Below are 26,710 nucleotides of genomic sequence, written 5' to 3'. Positions count from 1 at the left end.
AGAAGGAGGAATCATGATGAGGGCTTCAATGGGAGAAAAATGGTTTTACGTGATCAACAACATCGTTCTGGCTTTGCTCGGGCTAACTTGTCTGTTTCCGTTAATCAATACGATTGCGATTGCCTTCAGCGATACGGCTGCAATCGAAGCGGGGAGCGTCAGCTTCTATCCGGTAGGATGGAATACGGAAGCATTTACTTCGCTGTTTACGGGGACGCCGATTGTAGGCGCTTTCCAGAATAGCGTTGTCATCACCGTCATCGGCGTCATACTCAGTATGGCTGCGACGATCATGACCGCTTATCCGATTTCCCGCCGCATCTTTTACGGCCGGCGATTTTTTACGCTGGCGATGGTATTCACGATTCTGTTCTCCGGAGGGCTTATTCCGACCTATTTGGTCGTCAAGTCGCTCGGACTTATGAATTCATACTTTGCGATCTGGCTCCCATCGCTGGTGAGCACGTACAATCTGCTGGTCATGAGGACCTTCTTCGAAAATATTCCGAGCGAAGTCGACGACGCCTCGAGAATCGACGGCTGCTCCGAGCTCGCTTACCTGCTGCGGATCGTGCTGCCGCTGTCCATGCCGGTCATTGCCACCTTGACCTTATTTTATGGCGTCGCTTACTGGAATACGTTCTTGCCCGTACTTATCTACATCCAGGACACCGGCCGATTCAACCTGACGGTTCTTGTACAGAATATGATTCAAAGTCAAAATCTGCTGCAGGAGCTCGTAAACAGCGGCATAACCTCGGGCGTGCAGGCCAATGTCGTGCCTGAGTCGCTAAAAGCCGCCGGGGTGCTGGTTGTCGTGCTACCGATGCTTGCCGTCTATCCTTTTCTGCAGAAATTTTTTGTCAAAGGTGTTATGCTTGGTTCCGTTAAGGGCTGAGATCATCATATACACATCTATATACATGGAGAGGGGTTTCAGTATGAAAAAGCAACGATTGGTAACCGGGGTGCTGCTGTTTACGATGACGGGAGGCACTCTGCTTGCGGGCTGCTCGTCCTCCAAATCCGATGGGGCGCAGAGCGGAGCGGACGGCTCGAAGACCGAACCGAAGAAGGATATTTCGGTATCCATCTATGACCGGGGCAACGTGTCGCCCGATGAAGGGACGATTGAGAACAACCGCTGGACCCAATGGATGAACGAGAACGGGCCGGCCAACGCGAAATTCGTCGCCATTCCTCGCGCCAAGCCGGAGGAGAAGATTAACGTGCTGTACGCCTCCGGCAGCGCTCCGGACTTGCTGTTCGAATATTCTCCGAAGATCAAGGACACGCTTCAGCAGCAGAAGCAGTTTATGCCGATTGACGAACTCATTGACAAATACAGTACGGAATATAAGAAGGTGCTGCAAGATAATCCCGCGCTGAAAAAAGCGGGTACGAAAAGCGACGGCAAGCTGTACTATTTCGGAAAAATCAACTGGGTCGAGCCTAACCGCGGTCTGTTGATCCGCACCGACTGGCTGAAGAAACTGGGGCTCTCCGCACCGCAGACAACCGACGAATTGTACAAAGTGTTAAAAGCGTTTGCAGAGCAGGACCCTGACGGCAACGGCAAGAAGGATACTTACGGCATATCGCTCAGCAGCAACTCCAGTTTCAGTCTGAAGCAAATGTTCGGAGCCACCTCCAAATGGGTCGTGCACAACAACGAGCTGGCGCTCGATTGGGACCGCCAGAAGGAATATTATACTTTTGCCAAGCGTCTTTATGACGAAGGCTTGATCGATAAGGATTTCACGACGGACACCAACGGGGCCAAGGCGAAGCAGGATTTTATTACCGGCAAGGTCGGCATTTACGGTTTCCTTACTTCCGATGTTGTCACGGATACGCTGATGGGGACCATCGATCCGCTTAAGAAAAATGTATCCGGAGCCGATGTCGCGTTCATGCCGTATCCGAAGAGTCCTTTCGGAGCCTTCGTACCGACCTTCAAAAACCCGGTGCAGATGGTCGCGGCGATCAGCGCAACGGCGAAAAACCCCGAAGCCGTCGTCAAGTACATCGATTTTTCGCTGAAGGACACGACGACGAAAGCGCTCGATTACGGCATTGAAGGGACGCATTATAAAATGACCGACGGCTGCCCGGAAATTATCGACGCGGCCACGTCGAAGAAGCAGGTATCCGATCTTACGCTGGATATGAGAATGCTGGAAAACGTCGGCATCAGCTATAATAAATGCGATGTACCCGAAGTGGCGTTCAAGAGCGACCCGCGCAAGGACGAGTATCAGAACACGTACGATTCGTTCCGGTCGACCTACATGACGTTCGATCGCAGCTACCCGGAGCTGACGCATTCCGAGCATATGCCTACGCCTCCGAAGGATCTTAACGCTATTGAAACGAATGCCGACAAAGCCGTCGGCGACATTTGGCTCAAGGCGACGGTTAGCGGAAGCAAGTACAGCATCGAGCAGGCGCTCAAAGATGCGCAGGACGCTTGGTCCAAGGCCGGCGGCGCGCAAGTGGAGGAATGGTACAAGAATTGGTATCAAACCGACCGGAACAATTCCATATTGGCCAACGACATTTTCGATATTGCCAAAAAGCAAAATGAGCAGTATAAAAAAATTGTGCAAGATTTGAAGTAAATGCGAAGGGATGGAGAGTTTTTCTCCATCCTTTTTCACCACATTGGAGGGATATCCGTGAAAACCGTATTTATTTTAATGGACTCGTTGAATCGTCATTACTTGAATGCGTATGAACCTTCTTGGGTACAAACGCCGAATATCGACCGCTTGGCGAAGAAAGGCGTCGTCTTCGACAACCATTATGCCGGCTCTCTGCCATGCATGCCTGCGCGCAGGGAGATCATGACGGGCCGTCTCAATTTCCTGGAATCGCGCTGGTGCCCGCTGCAGCCTTTTGATGAGGCGTACCCGAAGGTGCTGAGCCAACAATCCGGGACCTACTGCCATATGATCACGGATCATTATCATTACTTTGAGGCGCCGGGCTTTGGCTATCATACCCCTTTTCGCACGTGGGAATTTATTCGCGGTCAGGAGGGCGATCATTGGCAGCCGCGCGTGAAGGACCCTGAGATTCCCGTCTATCGAGGGAAAAACCGCCGGCAGGACTGGATCAACCGCAGCTGCATGAACCTTGAGCGAGATGAGGATTATCCTACGACGCAATGCTTTATGCGAGGAATCAATTTTTTGCAAAACAATCACGATCAGGATAATTGGCTGCTGCACTTGGAAGTGTTCGATCCCCACGAGCCGTTCGTTTGTCCGCAGAAATACCGCGATCTTTATGCCGATACGTGGAGCGGGGCCTATCATTTCGATTGGCCGAATTATGCGCCTGTCGACCCGGAGCACGAAGGACCCGATGCGATAGAGCATATTCGTAAAAGCTATGCCGGTACGCTGACGATGGCCGATGTGTGGCTGGGGAAGCTGCTCGACAAGATGGACGAGCTTGACTTATGGAAGGACACGACCGTTATTCTGACGACGGATCACGGACATTTACTCGGCGATTACGGGTATTGGGCTAAAAATTACATGTTCGATTACCGGAAGCTGGCGCATATTCCGCTTATCGCATACCGTCCCGGCTCGCCGATGAACGGGAAGCGGGTAGAGGCGCTCACGTCTACCGTCGATTTGATGCCTACGCTGCTGGAGCTGCACGGAGCCGTTCCTTCCGGGCATGTACAGGGGAAATCGCTGGCGCATCTGTTGCAAAAAGACGGAAAGCACCATGACGCCGTCCTGTACGGTTACTTCGCCAAAGACATAACCCTAACCGACGGCCGGTACACCTATACCCGCCAGCCGGTTCGCGATTCCGTCGCATACCATCATACGGCGACGCCGGTCGTATCCGATCCGGCTCAAACCGGGTACGACAACGCCGAGCTCGGGACCTTTTTGCCGCAAACGTCCATGCCGGTCTATCGAGTAGCGGAAGCATCGCGCAGACATTATAACGCGCCGGAGCATCATTTATTGTACGACATCGAACAAGATCCTGAACAAACGTCAGCCATTCGCAATCCCGCTCTAGAGGATCAGTATGCCTCCAAGCTGCGTCAACTGCTGATGCAGTACCAAGCGCCGGAATGGCAGTTCGCTAGAATGGGTCTTCGTTAATCTTCCACCATGTTCTTCGTTGCCTGATACATATCTGCTGTATACTTGTCAATTTCATCGCGCGTCATACGTAAGCGAGCCGCGGAAGTGCCGTATCCGATTTCCTTCTTGCCTCCCGCTAACCCTTGAAAAATGCCGTCCGCAAAGGCATCCAAAGGCTCTCCATGCACGTGCAAGCCTTGTCCGCCTAAATCGGTGTTCACGGCCGGAGGAGCAATCTCGATCACTTCAACGGACGTATCCGACAGCTGATGCCTAAGACTCATGGTAAATGAGTGAAGCGCCGCTTTCGTCGCCGAATAAATCGGAGCAATCGCAAAAGGCGTAAACGCTAATCCGGACGTAACGTTCAAGATCGCCGCCGCTTCCCAGGCAGCGAAATACGGAGCGAATAGCATCGAGAGATGAATAGGAGCTTCGATGTTCGTTACTAATTCGTTATTGAAATAGTGCCAGTCGTTCTTGGCGTCGGCTTTCAAAACGTTAAAACGCTGCTGGATTCCCGCATTGTTCACCAGCACATTCACTTCCGGATAGTTCGCCGTTACCCAATCAAATAAGGCCGTACGGTCGGACTCGTTAGTCAAATCATTACCATAAGTGATTAGGCCAGGAAGCCGTTCCTTTGCGGTTTGAAGCGCCTGTTCGCGTCGTCCGGTAACGATGACGGTATTTCCTGCTTTGAGAAAGCGTTCTGCAAAAGCGAGTCCGATGCCGGCGCTTCCGCCTGTAATCAGTATAGTATTTCCGGAAAGTTTCATTTGAGTTCCTCGTTTCCTTTATTTTTTAGATGTTTATAACGCGTGATTTTTGTCTCAATTCCTTGCAGGGATTCCGTCATCAACGAAATCTTATCCAGCACGGCTTGCTTGTGATTTTCCATCATTTGAAGCCTGAGCTCGATGGTGCTGTCACCTTGTATGACCCAATCGACATACTGCTTAATCACGGTGATCGGCATATGGGTATTTTTTAGATAAATAATGATTTTGAGGAGCGTCATTTGATCTTCCGAAAATAACCGCCTGCCTGCTTCATCGCGCTCGATTAACGGCAGCAAGCCTTTTTTCTCATAATATCGTATCGTTGATTCCGGAATATTGAATTTGGCTGCAGCTTCGCTAATCGTACAATACTTCATTTGAAGACCTCCAAATTATTGTTGCCTTGTCGACATATATAAGATACAACTTAAACCATGGTTTAAGTCAACAACAAATATAGCATGATCGGGATGCGAGAATCGGTTATCGTTCATTTCCGGAAGATTATGCCTTGATATCGGTCTGCTTATAATGATTTAATAGGTATAAAAAGCGGGAGGCGTCGGATGATGGGCATTTTGGAAAAAATGAGATTGGACGGGAAGAAAGCGTTCGTTACCGGAGGCGCAAGAGGCATCGGAAAGAACATTGCAATCGCTTTAGTTGAAGCGGGGGCAGATGTGGCTATCGTCGATGTCGATCTGGACGAGGCCCGGAAAACGGCGGAAGAACTGGCTGCGCTCGGCGCGGGCACTATGGCGCTTCAGACGGATGTCACCGTGCCCGAGCAAGTGGATGCCATGATGGCAGAGATTGTGCAAAGATTCGGGAAACTGGATATTGCCTTTTGCAACGCGGGGATTTGCATCAATGCTCCGGCCTCGGAAATGACTTACGAGCAGTGGAAAAGAGTGATGGATATTAATCTTACGGGTGTATTTCTCACCGCTCAGGCAGCCGGCAGACAGATGATCCGGCAAGGCAGCGGCGGCTCGATTATTAACACCGCGTCGATGTCGGCTCATGTGGTCAATACTCCCCAGCCGCAATGCTCGTATAATGCATCCAAAGCGGGCGTGATCCAGCTAACCAAATCGCTGGCCGTCGAATGGGCTCAGCAGCATATTCGCGTCAATTGCATTAGCCCCGGGTATATCGGCACCGAACTGACATTGAACTCGCCTACGCTGAAGCCTCTCATCGAACAATGGAATGCGATGTCCCCGCTGCGCCGCATGGGCCGCCCGGAGGAGCTGCAAGCGATTGCCGTATATTTGGCCGGAGATGCAAGCCACTTTACAACAGGATCGGATTTTGTTATTGACGGGGCCTATACTTGCATATAATCGAAGTTGGTCAGCAATTATCATATAATGAGGATGAGGTTAGCCGGCTAAAAAAACGGCTGGCCTCTTTTTATTGAATGGTTTACATTTACTTATATATTGTGTTACTTTCTAATAATAACGTGTCACGAAATTCCGAAGATACGAATTCATTATCGAGGTGAGTTATACAGATGTCCATTTTATCCAAACGCTTCCTGAAATCGTCTTACCTGCTCGTCATCCTGCTCGCTGCGCCTCTTCTTTACACCGCTTGCAGTTCGAGCACCTCCGATTCGGCAGCAGAGCATCGCACATCGTCTGAAGCGGGGGGGAAAACGATTCGATTCTCGTCCGCTAACGATATCGGGCCGTTAAATCCTCATATGTATGCTCCGAACCAAATGTTCGCGCAAAATATGGTGTATGAATCGCTAGTTAAATATGTTGACGGAAAAGTCGTTCCTCATCTTGCCGAGAAATGGGAAGTGTCGAGCGACGGAAAAGAATATACGTTCTTTCTTCGCAAAGACGTCAAATTCTCTGACGGATCGGTCTTCAACGCTGACATTGTGGTAAAAAATATTCATGCGGTCTTGGCTAACAAACAGCGTCATAGCTGGCTGGAGCTGGTGAATCAGATTAACGACGCAGCAAAGGTCGACGACTACACCGTGAAAATCATATTGAACAACCCCTATTATCCTATGCTGCAGGAACTGGCCTTAATTCGGCCGATCCGGTTTTTGGGAGAAGCGGGTTTTCCCGAGAGCGGCAATACTTCCGAAGAGATTAAAGCGCCGATCGGAACCGGGCCTTGGGTGCTGACGGATTACAAGATCAATGAATACGCCGAATTTAGTAAAAATGAAAACTACTGGGGAGCAAAGCCGAAAGCAGATAAAATTCGCGTTGCCGTTATTCCCGACGGCGAATCTCGAGTGCTTGCATTTGAAAATAACGAGCTCGATGTGATTTACGGCGATGGGAGCATCAGCCTGGATTCGTTTAAATATTTGAAGGAGTCGGGAAAGTACGAAACAGCTATTTCCGATCCCCTTTTTACCAAATCCATAGCAATGAATTCCAACAAGGGACCGCTGAAAGATATTAACGTCAGAAAAGCCGTCGAATATGCTTTCAATAAAAAATCGGTCATCGACAATGTTTTCTACGGCACGGATAGGCTGGCCGATACGCTGTTTCCGGCTAATTTTCCTTATTCTAACGTGAAGTTAACGCCATATACGTATGATGTAAGCAAAGCGGAAAAGCTGCTGAATGATGCCGGCTGGATGCTGCCCGCGAAGAAAGAGTTCCGGGAGAAAGACGGAAAGGCGCTGGAATTGGAGCTGAGCTTTGACAGTGCCAACAATGTACATAAAGCCATCGCGGAAGTGCTGCAAGGGGATTTGCGAAAAATCGGAATCAATGTAAAGCTTATCGGCGAAGAAAGCCAGTTATTCGGACAGCGGCAAACCAACGGCAATTTCGATATGATTTTCAGCGATACGTTCGGCATACCGTATGATCCGCATGCGATGGTATCCTCCATGCGCGTGCCTTCACATGCCGACTACCAGGCGCAAGCCGGATTGCCGATGAAAAAAGAGCTGGACCAAAAAATTGAGGAAGCGCTGCTCAGTACGGATGAGAATACGCGGCAGCAGCTATACAATTACATTCTCACTACGCTGCACGAGCAAGCCGTGTATTTGCCGATATCGTACGGCACGAATTTGACCGTGTATCATAAAAACATTAAAGGGTTGGAGTTCGGACAAATGAATAGCGAGATTCCCTTTGAGAAAATGGATAAAGAATAGGAGTCAATGAGGGAACTATGGCCTGGTTCATCGTAAAGCGCGTGCTCGGCATCATACCCATTTTATTCGGCGTTTCGCTCATCACTTTCCTGATCGTGCGCCTGCTTCCTGTCGATCCGGCCGAAGCATACTTGAGGTTATCGAAAATTCCCGTAACGGATGAGGCGGTTCAGCTTGTCCGAGAAGAGCTCGGATTGAATCAGCCGTTATATGTTCAATATGTTCATTGGCTAAGCGGTGCAGTGAAACTCGATTTCGGCAGCTCTTATATAAGCAAGAAGCCGGTGTGGGATGAGATGCTGCATTATCTTCCGGCGACACTGCAGCTTACGTTTTCATCGATTGTTCTGGCCTTTGTGATCAGTCTGCCTATCGGCATCTTGTCGGCGCTGTATAAAGACCGATGGGTTGACCATGTTAGCCGGACGCTCTCCTTTATCGGAGCGGCTGCGCCGAGCTTTTGTCTGGGCTTCCTGTTTATTTATATTTTTTCATTAAAGCTAGGCTATTTTCCTGTATCGGGGAGGGGGAGTCTACTGCACTTGATCCTGCCTTCCCTCACTTTGGCCTTGGCGTCCGTGGCGGTCTACACCCGGATGCTTCGGGGCAGTACATTAAACGAATTGCATCAGCCGTATGTTCTCTATGCCAGAGCAAGAGGACTTCGGGAGAAATGGGTCATCGGAAAGCATGTGCTGAGGAATGCGATAACCCCTCTGGTTACCACGATGGGCATGCATATCGGTCATAAATTAAGCGGTTCGATTATTGTGGAAAATGTATTTGCATGGCCGGGCATCGGGCGCCATTTTGTCAATGCTCTGTTCGGCAGGGACTATCCGGTCATATTATGCTACGTGCTGCTTGTTACGACGATTATTGTCATTTGCAATTTACTGATAGATATTTTTCATGCCATGATCGACCCCCGGGTGCGCAGGAATGGAGGGCAGTAGCAGCATGGATTCCGTTATGTGGAAAAAGTTAACAAGCAACAGATTGACATTGCTCAGCTGCACGATGCTTATCCTCATGCTCGTTCTTGCCCTGTTCGCGCCATGGCTCACGCCGCACGACCCTAACTTCGTTAGTCTGGAGCATAAGCTGGAACGGCCTTCGGCTGCCTATTGGCTTGGAACGGATCATCTGGGCAGAGACATCTTATCCCGATTGATCTACGGGACAAGAATTTCACTAGGGATTTCTTTTATCGTGATGGTGTTGATTATTATCATCAGTGTAGCTATCGGAACGTTATCGGGATATAGCGGCGGCGTTATCGATCGCATCTTTATGCGTTTTTGCGATTTGTTAATGGCATTTCCCAGTCTCATTCTATCTCTTGCCATGCTCGGAATTCTCGGACCCGGACTGGTCAACGTCATCTTTGCGATGGTCATGTCTTACTGGGTGTGGTATGCGCGCTGGATTCGCGGTATGGTCATGACGGCCAAGCAGCAAAATTTTATTTTAGCCGCTAAAATCGCCGGAACTCCCGGTTATAAAATTATTTGGTTCCACATTCTTCCTAATATATGGCCTCCTACAATCGTATTGGCCACTTTAAATTTGGGGAGTATGATTTTAAGCATTTCCGGCCTCTCCTTTTTGGGACTGGGCATTCAGCCTCCTATGCCGGAGTGGGGGGCCATGCTGAATGACAGCAAGCAATTCCTGAAAAGCAATCCGATGCTGATGCTGTATCCGGGCTTATGTATTATGCTGGTCGTCATGGCCTTTAATTTTATCGGAGACGCTTTGAGGGATGCGTTAGATCCACGTCAAGAAAGGATGAGATAGTGTCCATGGACAAGCACATCGTTTTAAGCGTAGATCATCTGCATATTAGCGTGTCAACGCCTCATGGAATGAAGAAAATAGTGAACGATGTCAGCTTCCGATTAAACCGCGGAGAGGTACTAGGACTTGTGGGGGCCAGCGGGAGCGGGAAAACGATGACTTGCCTGGCGATCATGGGCCTGCTCCAGGAGTCCGCCATCATAGAAGAGGGATCGATACTTCTGGAAGGCAAAAATCTGCTGCAGGCGACCCCAGCTCAAATGAGAAGCATACGAGGCGGGCGTCTCGCGGTCGTTATGCAAAATCCGATGAGCGCCTTTAACCCTACGGTGACGATAGGCAGTCATTTTATGGAGACGCTTCGAGCCCAACGTTCATTGTCGCGGGCGGAAGCTCGCGAGCTGGCAGAGACGTATCTCGGTAAAACCGGTCTGCCTCGCCCGGCTGAAATCATGAAGCAGTATCCGTTTCAATTGAGCGGAGGGATGCTTCAGCGGGCGATGATCGCCATCGCGATGTCGTTGCAGCCGGCTGTATTGATCGCCGATGAGCCTACCACGGCTTTGGATACGGTTCATCAGATGCGGTTGCTGGAGCAAATGCGCCGTCTGTGTGAGGAGCAGGAAACGGCTATGCTCCTCGTTTCCCATGATCTTGGCGTTATTGCCTATATGGCTGACGAGGTGATGGTCATGCAAGAGGGGAGCATTGTAGAAAAAGCCCCGGTCGCCCGGTTGTTCGATCGTCCAGAGCATCCGTATACCCGTATGCTGCTGGAAGCAAGACCGGGTATCGGTCTCGTTTAAAATGCTCGTGTTGCGAACAGGAAGCTTTCTTAGGGGTGGGAGTATGCTTGAATTAAGGAATGTAAGTAAAAGCTATACTATAGGTGCCTCAACCTTGTTGAATAAGCAAACCTTGAAAGCGGCGGACAACATTTGCCTTTCCTTGGAGCAAGGCATGTGTCTGGGGCTGGTCGGCGAGAGCGGCTCCGGCAAGAGTACGCTGGGTAAGATGATCTTGGGTCTGGAGAAGCCGGATGACGGCGAAATTTGGTTTGAAGGCAAAAGCTTGTTAACCATGAGCAGGAGAGAACGCCAGAGCGTTCGCCGCAAAATTCAAACGGTTTTTCAAGATTGCTACAGCTCATTGAATCCTAGATGGCCTGTCTATGAATCCATAAGAGAACCTCTAAAAAATTTCGAGAAACTGAGCGCGCGCGAGGAAAAGAGAACCGTTCAAGAATTACTGGTATCGGTAGGCTTAAGCCCGGATGATATGGCTAAGTATCCTCATCAATTTAGCGGCGGGCAATTGCAACGAATAAGTATTGCCCGCGCCATCGCGCTCAAGCCCAAGCTAATAGTCCTGGATGAAGCCGTCAGCAGTCTTGACGTGCTCATCCAGCATCAAATTCTGAAGCTTCTGGATGAGTTGAAAGAGCAGTATTTGTTGTCCTACTTGTTTATCTCCCACGATATAATGGCCGTTCGTTCAATCTCGGATCGATTGGCGGTCATGCACAAAGGACAAATTGTCGAAACAATACATTGTTCCGACCCGCTGTCTTCAATGAAGCATCCTGCATCCAAGCAGCTTTTGGAATCCGTTCTCCCTAGCCGCCCGAGAGCTCGGGCAAATATTCATAATAATAAGGAGTGGGTAAGCAATGACAGCCAATGAACAAAGTTATGAGGTATGGTGGAACAACAACGAACGCGAAGCTCTAATGGAAGAAGGGCATCTGAAGGGCTGGCTTCAGCTGATCGCAGCCTTAAAGGAAGAAGATTTATCGGAATATTCCGTTCTGGACTTCGGTTGTAATCGGGGCGGCTTTTTAAGGCTGCTGCATCAAATCAAGCCGTACAAGAAAGCGACAGGCATCGATTTGGGACGGCAGTCCATTGACATTGCCAATGAAAGAAAGGGCAGCTTACCTATCGATTATAGGGTATCTGGATCTCCTGAACAGCTCGAAGGCCAATTCGATCTTGCTTTTTGTCTGTCCGTCATTTATTTGATCGATGATTTAAAGACGCATGCCTGGAAGTTGAGCAAGGCGCTAAAGCCCGGCGGCGTTTATTATGTTACCTACACGGATTTAACGGCGAACCCCAGCCGCGATTTTTTTAAAGAAGAGATTGAAAAGTACAGCCATTTGAACGCTAATATGCATACCCTCGACGATATTGCCTCCGCTTTTAGTAACGAGGGGTTTCGGGTGGAAATCAAGCGAAGAGTGCCGACCGACTTTATTACAGTCTCCGGCAAGGAGAAATATTTCAGGAACTTGAACGACGAATTGATGTCCGTCTATGAGAACGGTTATATATTCCGATTTACGAAAATGTAAAAAAAACGCCCGGACTATTTGAATAGTCGGGCGTTTATGCTTACCTACTTAGTAGAGAAATCCGCGAGAAACAATGACGAGCAGAATGAAAAGTACGAGAATCACACCCGTAGAAGTAAACAAACCTCCACAACTGCAGCTACCTGCTACTCCTAATCCCATTGCGACTTCCTCCCTCCCGAGTTCTAAGGTATTGTATGTGTTTGTGCCGCTCATGGACTGGGCAAAACGGAAAATTGTTTAAATATTAGAGCGTTAAGTTTAATTGCACCCCCAACCTTTCACGGACTTGCTGCCGAAGAATTTAACGCTGCCTTGCTTTGGTTACGTAATAAAAATAAGGATTCCGACATATTTTTACAGTAGATTTTGGGTTTGCGGATAACGGTATGACCGGGTTCTCGAACCGTGTAATGTCATGGATGGAGGTAGACTAATGTCTTCTCAAGGTGAAGGGGTACTGGCAGTCGGTTCAGGAACCATCTTGATCGAGCTGGTTAAAGCATGGTATGAATCGCGTTTATCGAAGCTATCCGTGTTGGCAGTCAACATGTCGCGAGCCGAAGCGGAGCAGCTTAAGGAAGCCTCGGAACAGGCGCTTACGGGCAATCCGGAAACATCTCCGAATATTATTCTAGCCGAAGCGGAGGGAGTCGAAGTGAATTGGGCCGCGGCGATCAGGCCGTTTTCGTTTATTTTGTATGCTGCTGAGCACAACGACCTGGAGGAGCTTGAAAAGCTTCAGACCGCCTGCACGGCAGAAAAGAAACCGCTCCTTCCTGCAACGAATCTGCGAGGAATAGGCATGGCCGGGCCGCTGCTTCATCCGGACGGAGAGGGGGGCGGGCAGAGTGCATGGCGGCGCATTCACGCGTCCGTATTCCCTCCTGGATGGGAAACGTATCCTTTATATAGGACGACCGCAACCCTCTTATCCAATCTTGTCGTATATGAATACCATAAACGGCTTGCCGGAGAGGGCGAGCCGAATCGCAATAATCATTGTTATATCTTGAATCCGCTCACGCTGGAGGGAAGCTGGCATCAGGTTCTCCCGCATCCTTCCTTATCGGCTCGCAAGGCGGTCGTCATGACGACGGAGCTGGAGCGAAATCTCGAATCGGATCAGGAACCGGATGTGGAGCAATGGTTTTCTTGGTTTGAAGGGCTGACCTCCAAGGTGTCGGGTATTTTCCATGTTTGGGAGGAAGGTGCGTTGAAGCAGCTTCCGCTGGCGCAATGTCTCGTGCAGCCCGTTGACCCGCTATCCGAAGGCTTTGCGCAGCTTTTGCCGGCCATCATCTGCAGCGCTTTAACGCATGTAGAGGCCCGGCGGGAGTCCGGGCTTGCAGGAGTGGAAGCCTATGCCGCTCGCATGACCCCGCTATGGATACCTCGGCTATCCTCAAGCCAGGAGGACATCGGCATCGGAGCAGGACTCACGTTCGCCGAAGCGGTCGGGCGCGGGCTGGTCGCTTGTTTGACCCAAGAGCTGGAAAGACGGACCCTTCATCATGAGAGGGTCCTCACCCGCATGGAAATTGGCCGAATCGAAGATACTCACTGCCGGTATTATTTGCAAGCTCTGAATATTCAGGAGGGCGAGATTCTCGTAGCATCCGAAGAGCCGTTGCTCGGGTTTCCGGTCGTATGGGTCCTCTCGGATCAATCCTGGTATGGCGCAGTAGGCCTTGACATAACCTTGGCGCTTCGCCGATCGCTGCAAAATGCATTGATGAAAACGGAAAGCGCCGCGGTTCGTTCCGTTGCTTGGAGCGATGATAAGCCGCAGCGCATCGCCGTTTTTCCTGCAGCCTCCATCGGTCACGCCGCTAGAATGCTTTCAGCGATAAAGACCTTGAAGCAGCATCATAAACGGCTGGAGGTGTTCGACATGCGGTGCGAGCCTTTTCTGAAAGAAGGGCTGCTTGAAGTCGTTGGCGTACTGCTCGGTGAGGAGGAATCCCTATGAATACCGTCGTTATTATCGGAGAGGGGCCGTTGGCGGATACGGTGTGCAAGTATTTGTCGGAATTCCCGATAGTGCGCAGATCCGCTTTCGGCGAGGATTTGCCGCCTGCGAGGCTGGTATTGGTGCTGGGCGGGAACACCTCCGTTCATCTCCAGGCAGAAGAGATACTGCAGCCGCTCGGCATCCCTTGGCTGCGCTGTTATGAATCCGATGGAGAAGGAGTGGTGGGGCCGCTAGTCCGTCCCGGGACGGCGGGCTGTTCGCAATGCGCGGAAAACAGGTACTCCATGGCAAGGAACAGCAAGGAGGATATAGGCGACCTGCTCATGAGACTCACCTCCTCCGATTCTCTCCCTATATCGGTTCCGGAGGTATCTCCTTTCGCATTGCGGCATCTGGCGTCTATAGTTTCTGCAGAAGCGGCTAAAGCGCTTCAAGGAGATAAACCGCATTCGGAAAACCGCATCTATCTGGTTAACCTGATTGATCTGAATACGACAATTCACTACATTTTGCCGGACGCATCATGTCCTGTTTGCGGCCAATGTTCGGAGGATTCGAAGGAAGCGGCTCAGCTAACGCTTGGATCTTGCAAAAAGCTCAGCAGGGATACCTACCGCAGCCGCTCGATGAGCGATTTGCAGAAGGTTCTGGTTAAGGATTATTGGGACAGCCGGACCGGGCTCTTCAACGGCAGGGAGTTTAGCTTCCTGTCCACTTTTGCATGCGCGGTTGTGAATCTTCCTTTGCCTATGGCCAATGAATTGACGGGAGGTCATTCGCATTCGTTTGCAGGCAGCGAGCTGGCAGCCATCCTCGAAGGATTGGAGAGATATTGCGGGATCGCCCCCAGAGGAAAACGAACGGTTGTGTATGACAGCTTCGTTAACTTGAAGGATGATGCCATCGATCCGTTGAAGGTGGGGCTCCATGCGCAGGAGCACATGGAACGGCCGGATTTTCCCTATCTGCGGTTCGATCCCGATGCCGATATTTCATGGGTTTGGGGATACTCGTTACTGCAGGAACGGCCGATTTTGGTTCCCGAGCTGCTGGCTTATTACAGCCTGGGCTATGGAGGCGGTTTTGTCTATGAGACCTCTAACGGCTGCGCGTTAGGCGGGAGCCGGGAAGAAGCCATCTTGCACGGCATTTTGGAAATCGTTGAGCGCGATTCGTTCTTGATGACCTGGTACGCCAAGCTGCCCGTTCCACGGCTCGATTATCGTTCGTCGGGCGACAAAGAACTGGTGACGATGATCGAACGCGTAAGAGCCGTAACGGGATATGAAGTGCTGTTGTACAATACGACGATGGAAAACGGCATTCCAAGCATCTGGGCTATAGCGAAGGGGGAGCGAATCAGTCATTGAACCTTGTTTGCGCCGCAGGAGCCCATCTGGACCCTATCCGTGCAGCCAAGAGCGCCGTGTATGAGCTGGCTGGAACGATCACCAGAGTGGAGGCAAGCTGGAACGAACGCCGAGATGATGCCGAAGCGATGTTCCATGATTCATTCCTGGTGGAATATATGGAGGATCATTCCATACTGTATAGTTTGCCGGAAGCGGAGGAGCGGCTAGGATTTTTGCTGGATGAACGGCGTCCTCTACGGACATTCGGCGAAGAATTCGGCCCTGCAGCGTCTAATGACGATTTAACGGATGATCTGAAGCAGGTTCTTGAGGTATTTCGCGGCTTGCAGTTGGACGTCATTGTCGTCGACCAGTCAACGAGCGAGACGCTCCGCAACGAGCTGTACTGCTTCAAAGTGCTGATACCGGGAATGCTGCCGATGACGTTCGGACATACGCTTACCCGCTTGGCAGGTTTGAACAGAGTGTTGGAAGTGCCGATGCAGCTCGGATATACCGGTCACAAGCTGTCGCCGGAGGAGCTGAATCCTTACCCGCATCCGTTTCCGTAGACCCGTAAGGCTCCATTATCAGCCTATACTTTCGAAGATAATTCTTGTATGTTATTACATACAGAGCAAACAATCAATTCGAGGTTGTTAAGGAGGAACCGGTTTGAGGACGGATATAAGCAATTGGATGCCGCTTAGTGTTAAGGAAATCAATGAAATTTTTTCGGCTATTCCGATACGTTGGTGTATTGCCGGGGGCTGGGCCTTGGACTTGCATCTGCGCAAACAAACCAGGGAGCATAGCGATGTTGACGTTATTATTACCCGTGAAGAGCAGCTCACCGCTTATCGGTATTTAAAAGAGGATTGGATATTATACAGGGCCGAGGACGGCAAGCTAAGTTTGTGGGAAGACGGGGAGTATTTGAACTCGACGAATGACGTATGGATTAGTAAGAGCGACGAGTCGCCTTGGGCTTTTCAGCTGATGATCATTGATACCGAAGAACCCTATTGGACTTATAAGAGAGACAGATCCATTCGAAGGCCGGTAGCGGACATTATTTTGAAAACGGAAGAAGGCATACCTTATTTGAGACCCGAAATCCAGCTTCTGCATAAAGCAGGCAGTTCGAAAGTAAGGGAGAAAGATTACCGTGATTTTCAAACGATGCTGCCGTCGCTTCAGGAACAAGAAAAAGTATGGCTGAAATCTTCTTTACTCCGGCAGTTCCCGCAAGGTCATGATTGGGTCCGTTTTTTGTAAATGCTGATCCAAGAAGCTCGAATACAATCAAAAAAGCCTGATTCAATTGAATCAGGTTCTTTATATTGCATATGAGCAGGCACAGTGCTATAATCAATTTACGACTTTTTATTTTATGTGGACATAATTAATCTATCTTACAATTTAATTGTAGCATACCAGTCAAGCTCTTGTCAAATGTTTTTCTCAAATGAATGGTTAGGAGAGATGTTGGATGCATTCGTTGGTTCTCGATTTTCAAGAAATGGAAAAAACGCAGCTTTCGCTCGTTGGCGGGAAAGGATTCCATTTAGGGAAATTATCTGAAATTGAGGGAATACGAGTACCGGAAGGATTTTGTGTTACAACAGCGGCATATCAACAAGCCATCGAACCAAACGAGACGTATCACGCTCTGCTCCATAGACTAACCACGCTGCAAGCAGAAGACCGCGAGTCCATCGGTGAAATTAGCGGGAAGATTCGGCAAGTCATTATCGAAGCGGAAATGCCTTCCGATGTTACGGAAGCCGTTAGTCGCTATCTCTCCCGGTTTGGCGAGGAACATGCGTATGCGGTTCGTTCCAGCGCGACGGCCGAAGATTTGCCGCATGCCTCGTTTGCCGGCCAACAAGACACCTACTTAAATATTATCGGCCTGGACGCGATTTTGCAGCATATTCGCAAATGCTGGGCCTCCCTCTACACGGATCGCGCGGTCATCTACCGGATGCAGAACGGATTTGACCACAGCCAAGCGTATGTATCGGTCATCGTTCAAAGAATGGTGTTCCCGCAGGCTTCGGGCATTTTATTCACCGCCGATCCGATGACCGGGAACCGCAAGCTGCTGACGATCGATGCCGGTTTCGGCCTTGGAGAAGCGCTCGTCTCCGGCCTGGTCTCGGCCGATGTGTATAAAGTACAGGATGAGACTATCGTCGATAAGAGGATAGCGGCCAAAACATTGGCTATCTATGGACGGGAAGAGGGCGGAACAGCGACCAAGCAGATCGATCCTGACCGGCAAAAGACTCCGGCACTTACCGAACGGCAAATTGTACAGCTGGCACACATCGGAAGACAGATCGAAGCTTACTTCGGCCAGCCGCAGGATATCGAATGGTGCCTGGATCAAGATGCATTTTATATTCTTCAAAGTCGGCCGATTACGACGTTATACCCGATCCCTGAAGCGAATGATGGGGACAATCACGTCTATTTATCCGTTGGCCATCAACAAATGATGACAGATCCCATCAAACCGTTAGGATTGTCTTTTTTCCTGTTAATTACTCCCGCACCTATGCGCAAAGCCGGCGGGAGGTTGTTTATTGATGTTGCACCGATGCTGGCTACACCTGCCGGCCGGGAAGCTCTATTAAAAAATTTGGGCTCCGATCCGCTTATAAAAGGCGCACTCGTGACCATCATAGAGCGGGATTTTATAAAATTGTTACCAAATGATCCAACAGCGCCGATTCCGAACAGAATGAATACGGATATGCCGACACCATTCGAGAACGGTCCGGCAATCGTTTCCGATTTGATTAAACGTAGCCAAGCTTCGATAGAAGAGTTGCAACAAAACATCCAAACGAAATCGGGAGCGGATTTATTTGATTTTATTCGGGAAGATATCCAGCAATTAAAGAAGATCTTATTTGACCCGCAAAGCTCGGCTGTGTTTATGTCCGCCATAAACGCTTCAGCATGGATCAATGAAAATATGAACAAGTGGCTGGGGGAAAAAAACGCAGCAGATACGCTTTCTCAATCCGTACCGAACAATATTACTTCGGAGATGGGGCTGGCGCTGCTCAATGTCGCGGATGCGATTCGCCCTTACCCGGAAGTCGTTAATTATTTGCAGCAGGTTAAAGACGATCGCTTCCTGGACGAACTGATTCAACTGGAGGGTGGACAGGAAGCCCGAGACGCTATCGAGGCTTATCTCCATAAATACGGGATGCGATGTACCGGAGAAATCGATATTACGAGAACCAGGTGGAAGGAAAAACCAGTTACACTGGTCCCGATGATTGTTAGTAACATCAAAAACTTCGAGCCGCAGGCCGGGAAACGGAAATTTGAGCAAGGCCTCCGGGAAGCGTTGGAAAAAGAACAAGAGCTATTGGAGCGATTGAAGTTATTGCCGGATGGCGAACAAAAAGCCGAGGAAACCAAACGAAGGATCGATCTAATCCGGAATTTTATCGGCTATCGCGAATATCCGAAATACGGCATGATTAACCGCTTATTCGTGTACAGGCAAGCTTTACTGAAAGAGGCCGAACAACTCGTGCAAGCCGGCGTTATTCATGAACAAGAAGATATCTATTATCTCACGTTTGAAGAGCTTCACGAAGTCGTACGCGCAAACAAACTGGATGAGCAGATCGTCAACAAACGAAAGGACGAGTACAAATTATATGAAAAACTGACTCCCCCGCGTGTCATTACGTCGGACGGGGAAATCATTACCGGTGAGTACGACCGGGATCATCTCCCGGCCGGAGCGATCGCAGGTCTGGCTGTTTCTTCCGGGGTGATTGAGGGGCGGGCACGCGTCATCTTAAAGATGGAGGACGCCGATCTGGAAGAAGGGGATATATTGGTCACCCCCTTCACTGACCCTGGCTGGACGCCGCTGTTCGTCTCCATTAAAGGACTGGTCACCGAAGTCGGCGGACTGATGACCCATGGAGCAGTGATCGCGCGCGAGTACGGCTTGCCGGCCGTTGTCGGGGTAGATCATGCCACCAAACGGATCAAAGACGGACAGCGAATCCGCGTGAACGGAACAGAGGGGTATATCGAGCTACTGTAACCTCGGATAAACATCGGAAGGACTTTGTTTCGCCAATAAGCGACACAAAGTCCTTCTTATTTATATTGCCGCGGGCTTTTGCCCGTATGTTTTTTGAAAAATTTCGAAAACGAAAATACATCATGAAACCCGAGATCCGCAGCGATTTCGGAAATGCTTTGTTCTCTATAGCGAAGCAATTCCTCTATCTTCTGAATCCGAATATGATCGATAAACGATTTCAAGCTTTCACCGGTATTCTCCTTGAACTTCTTCGATAAGTGACTGCGTGAATACGACAATTCTTCAGCAAGTTCGTAGATCGTCATCGATTTTCCGTTTCGTTTATATATGCTGTCCATCATTCGCTTGACTAACAACTCGGACGAATCGTTAATTTCCCGGAATTCGCCGGAGTGAACGTAATGAAGTATCGTTTCAAGAAAGCCGCCCACAAATACTTTTTCGTATTGCATGTAAGGCGATGCATGAATGGCCGTCTTGAACGCGGAGATGAGCTTCCTCGTAATCATATTGCTGTGAATAATCCCGGTCCAATGGGGAAGATCGCCTGTTTCGCGCTCAAACTTGATCGATATCCAGGCGACAGGCGGCTCATTGTACCCAAATCCATGCTCTACGCCTGGGGGAACCAGGAGCATATCGCCAATCTCCAGAGATCGCATCTCACCAAGCAAATTGCATGTAATGACTCCTTCTGTTGCAATCTCAAGCTGCCAATAATCATGCGTATGCGGCAGCACCTTAGACGGGGATAGCTTCGAGCCGAAGCCGACGGAGAGCACTTGGGATTTCATAGGCATCCTCTCTATAAGTGCAGGAATTATGATAGAAAACGGCATTTATACAAGTATTACGACGATTTGGACATTCAATTTACATAACGCCCATGTTATTTTAAAAGTATTATAGAATAAAATGTATGCGTTAACAAGAGGAGGAGCACAGGCTCCGGCACAATCATGCAACAAGGAGAGAACGCTTACAATGTCATTCAGAATGAAATTAAATGGAATGTTTTTAGGACTTTTGCTCGCATTCATGGTCATTTCCTCCTTGATTATTTACTTTGTTTCCCAGCATTTAATTATCGATAACGTAAAACTCTCGAATGAAAGCGAACTGTCGATCAACCTTGAAACGATGGAAGATTCCATTTATAAGAGCAAGGAAAAGTTTCAGTTGTTTATGGACGACTTCCAATTTACGCTTGACAGCGATATCCAAGACGACAATACCCTATTAAGAAAGGCCTTTGACTTCAATTCCGAGCTGAGAACGTTTCTGTATTCCAATAAAGAATTCAAGGGCATTTTTTTGTATCAAAATCAAGTATTAATGGGAACTTCACTGGCGAACGAAGTGATTTCATATACAGATACTATGGAAGAGAGAGCGGCCGGCCAATCGATCCAAGAATACTTGTGGACTCAATTGAAGGAAGATTGGAAATACGGGCAGAGCGACTTTTTTGAAGAAAATTTATTCATTGCCCCGCTCCAAGACGGAGCCTATATGATTGCCGTATTGGATTATCAGAAGCTGATCGACCAGAGCGATCTCGGATTAATCAAACTCAACGCGAAAAATCAGGTGATCTATGGAGATCAACAAAAGATAAAAGAACTGTTTAACAATCACATTATAGAAAGTGTGGGACCCGATTCCGGGGCTATGGTCACATCCCGATTCGAAAATCAGATTGTCTCTATAAAGAATAAACAGGGAGACAGATACATTTTATTGAGGGATATGAGTCAAATCGACCGCAGTATCGATCGAATCGTGCGTAATCTTGTCGGTTATGGGTTGATAATATTCATTGTATTTGCCGCGATTTCCCATGTCGCTACGGGATGGATATTGAAGCCAGTATATGATTTCATTCACAAGCTGAAGCAGGTAAAAGGGTTTGAACAGCGAGAATCGATCCACCGCTATATTGCAACCTATCAAGAGCACTCCAGCGCCTATAAGAAGCTGTTCCTTTTTTTCTCCATGATGATTATTCCTACTCTGTGCATGATCCTTATTTCATATCATCAATTCGACCGTATGATCGAAGAGAATTCACGGCAAGATCATATTCAAATTTTCAAGCAGACTGCCACAAACATCGAAAATAACTTGCAATCGTACCATTCCTATATGCGGTATTTGACCCTTAACGGAGAGTTTCAAGAACTAATGATGAAAGAGAACGGCGACTCATTGCCACGAAATCGGGAATTTGCGGACATCTTAATTAGGAAGGGAATCATTGATAAAAGCTTAAGTTATATATCCATCTACGATGCCGATAACCGGCTTGTGTTCTCCAATGCGAAAAATAAACCGGCGATGGAGCCCAGGCAGCCGTTATTGGTAATGAAAAAGGAGATCAAATACTTAGGCAATACGGTCGATAAATCGAACTTGTTTAAATATATGGGATATATCGAATTCGGAATCAACGGCGTTCTCGATAATCAGCTGCATACGAACAGGATGTCGGCCGTCATTCTTATGAATCGTGACAGCGGAAGCGGCCGTCTCCAAACGATCAGCTCACCCATAGATCATCCTTATATGGAATACATGGAGGCGCACATTCCGGATATGACAGGCGAGCCCATTGACCATCAATATATAACCGTGAAAGGCCAGAAAACGTTGTTTTCCACAATCCCTATCGTCATGGAGCAGGAAAAGTGGAATTTAGGTTTATTTGCTCCGGCATCTTGGGAAGAGCAGCAATACATTTTTATCCTCCTGTATTCGTTCGAAATGTTTTGCATGTTATGCATTATTATTATCGCCTCTACCTTATTGGGGAAACGGATGACTGCTCCGGTGCGCCGAGCGATCCATTTGATGGAGGCCTATCCGCATGACCAATCGATCCGGTTGCGCGGAACCGAGCATGACTTTGAATTTGTTGTTCTTGCCCACAATTTTAACCATATGCTAAGCCGGCTGGAAACGTTGTCGATGGAGTTAATGACGAAAAAGAACGAAAACCTGGAAATGGAAAAACGCATCAACAAGCTCTTGTTTAAAGCGCTGCAATCGCAAATCAAGCCGCATTTTCTGCAAAATATTTTCACCTCCATCTTGCTGCTTCTCAAAACCGGGAAGCCGGAGGAGGCGAGTATGATGCTTGTGGCGACAGCCAAATTTTTGAAAACGGGTTTATCCGGTTCCAGGGACTTAATTACGCTGGAAGAGGAGCTGGAGCATGTGCACAATTATGTGCAGCTCCAAAGTATCCGGTTCGAGCGACAGCTGGCTTTTCATGTTGATGTAGACGCTGCTTGTTATAAAGTGCTGCTTCCTAAATTTATTTTTCAGCCTCTTGTGGAAAATGCCATTCATCATGCGATGGAAAAAAATCGGCTCTTAACCGTCAAAATATCCGGCGCCGTGGATAACAAAGACTTGATCATCATAATTGAAGATGACGGGAAAGGCATGGATACCGAACAATTAGCGAGCACATTGATTACGATGAACAATAAAACGCAGTCCATTCATTGCGGGTTATCCAATGTTCACGAAAGGCTGAGCCTTGAATTTGGCGAGGGCTACGGACTGGAGCTCAAAAGCGTCAAGGGGACGGGCACTCAGATCAGAATGAAGATCAGCCTGCAGAAGGAGCTGGAACCATGAACAAATTTACACTTATGATTGCGGACGATGAGAAGATCATTAGAGACGGCTTGGAACACTCCATCCATTGGGATTCGCTGGGATTTAATCTGGTAGCCGTCGCCGCTGACGGCGAAGAGGCGTTAGAGCTATTCCAAGCCTATAAGCCGGAGGCCGTTATTATGGATATTCATATGCCCGTCTTAAGCGGGTTGGAAGTGCTGGAGAAGATGAAAGGCTTGCGTCCCGAAACGGAGATTATTTTGCTTAGCGGCTACGACGAATTCGCTTATGCCAAAAAAGGCATTCAGCAAGGCGCATTCGACTATGTCGTTAAAATTAATATGTTCCCGGAGCTGGAAGAAGCCTTGGCGAGGCTGTATCGGGTCTTGTCCCATAAGCAAGAGGAAAACCGGCAATACAATCAGCTTCTGCTGCTCAAAAACGATTATACGTTTCAACAATATATGAAGGGTTCCCCTCCCTCAGAGCTTAATCAAGCTGGGAAGCCGTCGTATTACAGTGTGGCAAGCCTCTGGCTTCCGTCGCCCTATCCATTGGATGTGATTGGTTTCTACCAAACCGCATTTCCCTTGAAGCTGATATTGCAACAGGATGACCGGTATATTCACTTTATTTTCTTAGAGGAAGGGGAAGAATTTCAGCACTTTCACAAGAAGTTAGCGGATTGTATTCAAATGATAACGGCTCACTTGCGCGAGATCGCCGCCGATGCGTATAAAATCGGAATTGGCTCCATTCAACGCTGCCTATCGCAAATCCCCCTTATGTATAAAGAAGCGATGAAGACGATCGATTTCCTAAGAGCGGAAGATCCGGATAATTCGGCACGATCGGTTTTATTGTACGAAGATTGGCAGGGACAGGATACGTGCATTGAATTTAACAACGTTTCAAGCATGCACTGGGTCAATTGGGTTTATACCGGGGATGCCGTGAATTTAGTGCATTGGATGAGAACGGTATTTGCCGAAGGCTGCTTACATAAAAAGCTGAGCGTTTCAGATATGAAGTACTTTTGCCTTCAAATAGCTGCGCAATTCGAGAAAATGACGAAAGTCCAAGAGAATAAAGCTCTTACTTTGAATGAATTTGATTCGATTATGGACTTGGAAGCTTATATGCTGCCGATCGTCCAAGAGCAATGCGAGCTTATCCATCATAGAGCACAGCTGCAGAAGAACGAAAATATATCGTTCATTAAAGAGTATGTGGATGAGATGTATAGAACCAATTTGAACCTGGAGGATGTCGCTCGGCAATTTTATTTCAGCCCCGGTTACTTATCTTCCAAGTTTAAAGAGTACACCGGCATGACTTTCTCCAAATATGTAATCACGAAACGAATCGAAACCGCCTGCCAATTATTGGTTAGAACCGACATGAAAATTTATGAGATTGCCAGCGAAGTCGGGTATTCGGATGAAAAGCATTTTAGCAAGCTGTTCACTCAAATCATGAACACGGGGCCAAGGGAGTACCGCAAACATAATAAATAAGGAATGCTGTGTGCCGCAGTGGAAAATAACCCACCTTTTTTCTGTTTTTCACCTTCTGTTTTTCATGGGGGTGTAATCGTATACTAAAACCATCAAATGTATGCGATTACATTTCAAAAAGGGGAGATAAGATGGAGCCAAACCAGTTTTTTTACAAGATTCGAATGCTGTATTCAAAACACCAAATTATTCTTTTTATTATTCCGGCGCTCATTTACTATGTGATTTTCAGATACAAGCCGTTGTATTTTGTTCAGATTGCATTTAGGGATTTCAGAATAACACGGCCGCTGGAGAAGAGCCCCTGGGTTGGTTTCGAGCATTTTGTCACGCTATTCAGTTCAACCGACTTTCAACAAGCTCTAGTCAACACCTTGATTATCAGTTTTTATAAAATTTTGTTCGGTTTTCCGGCGCCTATCGTGTTGGCTCTAATGCTGAATGCTCTGAGAAATGCAATGTTTAAAAGAATCAGCCAATCGATCCTGTATCTTCCTCATTTTATTTCCTGGTCGGTGCTCGGAGGCATCATATACAGCTTGCTATCCGTCCATGACGGCTTGGTCAACGAGATTGTGAAATGGTTTGGCTTCGAGCCGATTTATTTTGTAGGCGACAAAGCCTATTTCCGGGGGATTCTGGTTGCATCGGAAATCTGGAAAACGATGGGGTGGGGAACCATCTTGTATTTGGCGGCTTTGACCCGGATCGACGTATCCCTATATGAAGCGGCCCGTGTCGACGGCGCTTCCCGTTCGCAGCAGCTGTGGCATATTACGCTTCCGGGCATATCCACTACGATCGTGGTGCTGTTCATCATTAATATCGGCCATTTGCTGGATGTAGGTTTTGAACAAATTATGGTCATGAGCAACCCCATGGTAACGAGTGTAGCGGACATTATCGATACTTATGTATTTCGCGTAGGGCTCCAAGAAGGCAAGCACAGCTTGGCTACGGCGGCAGGACTATTTAAAACGTTGGTGGCGGCCGTCCTCGTCTATTCGGCGGATCGGCTGGCCAAAGTTATAGGGCAGAGGGGAATTATTTGATGACGAATACCATTCGCGATCGCAAACACCCGATAGGAGATACGTTGAATGCGGCAATCATGATATTGTTATGCGTCATTATGCTCTATCCGTTTTGGCAGACGGTAGTCGCTTCCTTCATGTCGGACTCCGAATATTTGACCTCTCGGTTCAAAGTGCTGGTGACGGCGCCTACTTTAGCGTCATATAAGCAAATATTTGCAGACGGTACGATCTTCATTCATCTCCGGGTGACGTTCTTGATTACGGTCATAGGCACTGCTGTCGCCTTATTTATGACGGCCTACTCGGCTTACGGATTATCCAAACCGTTCAAAGGGTCAAAAGTCGTCATGTTTCTGATCGTCATGACGATGTTCATGCATGCCGGCCTCATTCCTGACTATATGAACTATAAAGAGCTCGGGCTGATCAATCATTTTGCGGTATATATTATTCCTTATATGATCAATACGTTTTATTTAATTATTATGAGATCGACTTTTATGGAATTTCCTAAAGAATTAGAAGAGGCCGCCCGCATCGACGGCTGCAATGACTTCCGGATCTTCTTCACTATCGTTTTGCCGTTATCCAAACCGATATTGGCGGCCATCGGCTTGTTTTTTATGGTTGGCTTCTGGAACACGTATATGCAATCGGTATTTTTTATTACCGACAATGAGTTGAAGACGGTTCAAGAATATTTGCAAAAAATGATTAACAGTACGCAGGATTTGGAATCCGTCATGCTGGCTGAATCCGGGGAAGAGGGATTTAGTACGGAAACGGTACGTTTAGCGAATATCGTTATGGTTTTATTGCCAATTATTTCGGTATATCCTTTTTTGCAAAAATATTTTGTGAGCGGAATCATGATGGGTTCTTTGAAAGGCTAAATGATTCAAAGCTTA

At 48.2% G+C, this 26,710-nt stretch carries 21 protein-coding genes and 1 pseudogene; 18 read left to right on the top strand and 4 right to left on the bottom strand.

The window, feature by feature from the left end:
* The first annotated feature begins 16 nt into the window (after positions 1-16).
* The 3 genes from SK3146_RS01225 to SK3146_RS01215 are packed head-to-tail and all read left to right on the top strand — an operon-like array spanning position 17 to position 4,136.
* Positions 17-898, top strand: a complete 882-nt coding sequence (locus SK3146_RS01225; RefSeq protein ID WP_249866139.1) for a carbohydrate ABC transporter permease — start codon at positions 17-19, stop codon at positions 896-898.
* 43 nt (positions 899-941) lie between these two features.
* Positions 942-2,621: a type 2 periplasmic-binding domain-containing protein gene (locus SK3146_RS01220; RefSeq protein WP_249863346.1), complete on the top strand. Its 1,680-nt coding sequence runs from the start codon at positions 942-944 to the stop codon at positions 2,619-2,621.
* Between the two features lie 57 nt (positions 2,622-2,678).
* Positions 2,679-4,136, top strand: coding sequence for a sulfatase (locus SK3146_RS01215; protein WP_249863345.1), 1,458 nt, complete (start codon positions 2,679-2,681; stop codon positions 4,134-4,136).
* Here the strand turns inward: SK3146_RS01215 and SK3146_RS01210 are convergent.
* Entirely contained in the window at positions 4,133-4,897 is a 765-nt protein-coding gene (locus tag SK3146_RS01210; RefSeq protein WP_249863344.1) for an SDR family oxidoreductase, read from the bottom strand. The genes SK3146_RS01215 and SK3146_RS01210 overlap by 4 nt on opposite strands.
* A complete protein-coding gene (locus SK3146_RS01205; protein WP_249863343.1) occupies positions 4,894-5,277 on the bottom strand; it encodes a MerR family transcriptional regulator in 384 nt (127 codons plus the stop codon). The genes SK3146_RS01210 and SK3146_RS01205 overlap by 4 nt, the downstream gene beginning before the upstream one ends.
* A 192-nt stretch (positions 5,278-5,469) precedes the next feature.
* Here SK3146_RS01205 and SK3146_RS01200 point away from each other — a divergent pair, with 192 nt between their 5' ends.
* The 7 genes from SK3146_RS01200 to SK3146_RS01170 all read left to right on the top strand — a co-directional run bounded on the left by SK3146_RS01200 (position 5,470) and on the right by SK3146_RS01170 (position 12,204).
* Positions 5,470-6,246 (top strand): SDR family oxidoreductase, encoded by a 777-nt coding sequence (locus SK3146_RS01200; protein WP_249866138.1) that lies wholly within the window; start codon positions 5,470-5,472, stop codon positions 6,244-6,246.
* A 173-nt stretch (positions 6,247-6,419) separates the two neighbouring features.
* On the top strand, positions 6,420-8,051 hold the full coding sequence (gene nikA, locus SK3146_RS01195; protein WP_249863342.1) for a nickel ABC transporter substrate-binding protein: 1,632 nt from the start codon (positions 6,420-6,422) through the stop codon (positions 8,049-8,051).
* Positions 8,052-8,068: 17 nt separating this feature from the next.
* On the top strand, positions 8,069-9,007 hold the full coding sequence (gene nikB, locus SK3146_RS01190; protein WP_249863341.1) for a nickel ABC transporter permease: 939 nt from the start codon (positions 8,069-8,071) through the stop codon (positions 9,005-9,007).
* Between the two features lie 16 nt (positions 9,008-9,023).
* The gene (gene nikC / locus SK3146_RS01185) at positions 9,024-9,851 is read left to right on the top strand and encodes a nickel ABC transporter permease subunit NikC (RefSeq protein ID WP_249863340.1); all 828 of its coding nucleotides are present in this window, start codon (positions 9,024-9,026) and stop codon (positions 9,849-9,851) included.
* Between the two features lie 5 nt (positions 9,852-9,856).
* Positions 9,857-10,657 (top strand): ABC transporter ATP-binding protein, encoded by an 801-nt coding sequence (locus SK3146_RS01180; protein ID WP_249863339.1) that lies wholly within the window; start codon positions 9,857-9,859, stop codon positions 10,655-10,657.
* Positions 10,658-10,700: 43 nt separating this feature from the next.
* Positions 10,701-11,534, top strand: coding sequence for a nickel import ATP-binding protein NikE (nikE, locus tag SK3146_RS01175; RefSeq protein ID WP_249863338.1), 834 nt, complete (start codon positions 10,701-10,703; stop codon positions 11,532-11,534).
* Positions 11,521-12,204, top strand: coding sequence for a class I SAM-dependent methyltransferase (locus SK3146_RS01170; RefSeq protein ID WP_249863337.1), 684 nt, complete (start codon positions 11,521-11,523; stop codon positions 12,202-12,204). The genes nikE and SK3146_RS01170 overlap by 14 nt, the downstream gene beginning before the upstream one ends.
* 48 nt (positions 12,205-12,252) lie before the next feature.
* On the opposite strand, the gene SK3146_RS01165 is transcribed toward SK3146_RS01170, so the two are convergent.
* Positions 12,253-12,366 (bottom strand): YjcZ family sporulation protein, encoded by a 114-nt coding sequence (locus SK3146_RS01165; protein WP_249863336.1) that lies wholly within the window; start codon positions 12,364-12,366, stop codon positions 12,253-12,255.
* Positions 12,367-12,640: 274 nt separating this feature from the next.
* On the opposite strand from SK3146_RS01165, the gene SK3146_RS01160 reads away from it, so the two are divergent.
* The 4 genes and pseudogenes from SK3146_RS01160 (at position 12,641) to ppsA (ending at position 19,618) form a co-directional block, all read left to right on the top strand.
* Positions 12,641-14,176: a hypothetical protein gene (locus SK3146_RS01160; RefSeq protein WP_249863335.1), complete on the top strand. Its 1,536-nt coding sequence runs from the start codon at positions 12,641-12,643 to the stop codon at positions 14,174-14,176.
* Positions 14,173-16,103: pseudogene (locus tag SK3146_RS01155) on the top strand (TOMM precursor leader peptide-binding protein). Before SK3146_RS01160 ends, SK3146_RS01155 begins: the two are co-directional and overlap by 4 nt.
* A 103-nt stretch (positions 16,104-16,206) precedes the next feature.
* Entirely contained in the window at positions 16,207-16,809 is a 603-nt protein-coding gene (locus tag SK3146_RS01150; protein ID WP_249863334.1) for a nucleotidyltransferase domain-containing protein, read from the top strand.
* Between the two features lie 214 nt (positions 16,810-17,023).
* Entirely contained in the window at positions 17,024-19,618 is a 2,595-nt protein-coding gene (ppsA, locus tag SK3146_RS01145) for a phosphoenolpyruvate synthase (RefSeq protein WP_249863333.1), read from the top strand.
* A 56-nt stretch (positions 19,619-19,674) separates the two neighbouring features.
* On the opposite strand, the gene SK3146_RS01140 is transcribed toward ppsA, so the two are convergent.
* Entirely contained in the window at positions 19,675-20,415 is a 741-nt protein-coding gene (locus SK3146_RS01140; protein WP_249863332.1) for an AraC family transcriptional regulator, read from the bottom strand.
* A 217-nt stretch (positions 20,416-20,632) separates the two neighbouring features.
* Between SK3146_RS01140 and SK3146_RS01135 the strand changes: the two genes are divergently transcribed.
* The 4 genes from SK3146_RS01135 to SK3146_RS01120 all read left to right on the top strand — a co-directional run bounded on the left by SK3146_RS01135 (position 20,633) and on the right by SK3146_RS01120 (position 26,695).
* Entirely contained in the window at positions 20,633-23,266 is a 2,634-nt protein-coding gene (locus SK3146_RS01135) for a cache domain-containing sensor histidine kinase (RefSeq protein ID WP_249863331.1), read from the top strand.
* Positions 23,263-24,765 carry a response regulator gene (locus SK3146_RS01130; protein ID WP_249863330.1) on the top strand — a complete coding sequence of 501 codons (1,503 nt, stop codon included), beginning with the start codon at positions 23,263-23,265 and terminating at the stop codon, positions 24,763-24,765. Before SK3146_RS01135 ends, SK3146_RS01130 begins: the two co-directional genes overlap by 4 nt.
* Before the next feature lie 458 nt (positions 24,766-25,223).
* Complete coding sequence (locus SK3146_RS35235) at positions 25,224-25,817, top strand: ABC transporter permease subunit (RefSeq protein ID WP_249863329.1); 594 nt, start codon at positions 25,224-25,226, stop codon at positions 25,815-25,817.
* Positions 25,817-26,695 carry a carbohydrate ABC transporter permease gene (locus tag SK3146_RS01120; RefSeq protein WP_249863328.1) on the top strand — a complete coding sequence of 293 codons (879 nt, stop codon included), beginning with the start codon at positions 25,817-25,819 and terminating at the stop codon, positions 26,693-26,695. The genes SK3146_RS35235 and SK3146_RS01120 overlap by 1 nt, the downstream gene beginning before the upstream one ends.
* Positions 26,696-26,710: the final 15 nt, after the last annotated feature.

This window comes from Paenibacillus konkukensis (genome assembly GCF_023523925.1).
In the GTDB taxonomy this organism is placed as follows: domain Bacteria; phylum Bacillota; class Bacilli; order Paenibacillales; family NBRC-103111; genus Paenibacillus_S; species Paenibacillus_S doosanensis.
Note: the sequence above shows the minus strand (reverse complement) of the source record. Positions and strands in the feature narration are given on the sequence as shown.

Coding starts and splice junctions, on each gene's coding strand:
- SK3146_RS01210 (WP_249863344.1), bottom strand. CDS start 4,897: ATGAAACTTTCCGGAAATACTATACTGATTACAGGCGGAAGCGCCGGC.
- SK3146_RS01170 (WP_249863337.1), top strand. CDS start 11,521: ATGACAGCCAATGAACAAAGTTATGAGGTATGGTGGAACAACAACGAA.
- ppsA (WP_249863333.1), top strand. CDS start 17,024: ATGCATTCGTTGGTTCTCGATTTTCAAGAAATGGAAAAAACGCAGCTT.
- SK3146_RS35235 (WP_249863329.1), top strand. CDS start 25,224: ATGTTTAAAAGAATCAGCCAATCGATCCTGTATCTTCCTCATTTTATT.
- SK3146_RS01200 (WP_249866138.1), top strand. CDS start 5,470: ATGGGCATTTTGGAAAAAATGAGATTGGACGGGAAGAAAGCGTTCGTT.
- SK3146_RS01160 (WP_249863335.1), top strand. CDS start 12,641: ATGTCTTCTCAAGGTGAAGGGGTACTGGCAGTCGGTTCAGGAACCATC.
- SK3146_RS01165 (WP_249863336.1), bottom strand. CDS start 12,366: ATGGGATTAGGAGTAGCAGGTAGCTGCAGTTGTGGAGGTTTGTTTACT.
- nikA (WP_249863342.1), top strand. CDS start 6,420: ATGTCCATTTTATCCAAACGCTTCCTGAAATCGTCTTACCTGCTCGTC.
- nikE (WP_249863338.1), top strand. CDS start 10,701: ATGCTTGAATTAAGGAATGTAAGTAAAAGCTATACTATAGGTGCCTCA.
- SK3146_RS01225 (WP_249866139.1), top strand. CDS start 17: ATGAGGGCTTCAATGGGAGAAAAATGGTTTTACGTGATCAACAACATC.
- SK3146_RS01140 (WP_249863332.1), bottom strand. CDS start 20,415: ATGAAATCCCAAGTGCTCTCCGTCGGCTTCGGCTCGAAGCTATCCCCG.
- SK3146_RS01205 (WP_249863343.1), bottom strand. CDS start 5,277: ATGAAGTATTGTACGATTAGCGAAGCTGCAGCCAAATTCAATATTCCG.
- SK3146_RS01120 (WP_249863328.1), top strand. CDS start 25,817: ATGACGAATACCATTCGCGATCGCAAACACCCGATAGGAGATACGTTG.
- SK3146_RS01135 (WP_249863331.1), top strand. CDS start 20,633: ATGTTTTTAGGACTTTTGCTCGCATTCATGGTCATTTCCTCCTTGATT.
- SK3146_RS01180 (WP_249863339.1), top strand. CDS start 9,857: ATGGACAAGCACATCGTTTTAAGCGTAGATCATCTGCATATTAGCGTG.
- SK3146_RS01130 (WP_249863330.1), top strand. CDS start 23,263: ATGAACAAATTTACACTTATGATTGCGGACGATGAGAAGATCATTAGA.
- nikB (WP_249863341.1), top strand. CDS start 8,069: ATGGCCTGGTTCATCGTAAAGCGCGTGCTCGGCATCATACCCATTTTA.
- nikC (WP_249863340.1), top strand. CDS start 9,024: ATGTGGAAAAAGTTAACAAGCAACAGATTGACATTGCTCAGCTGCACG.
- SK3146_RS01220 (WP_249863346.1), top strand. CDS start 942: ATGAAAAAGCAACGATTGGTAACCGGGGTGCTGCTGTTTACGATGACG.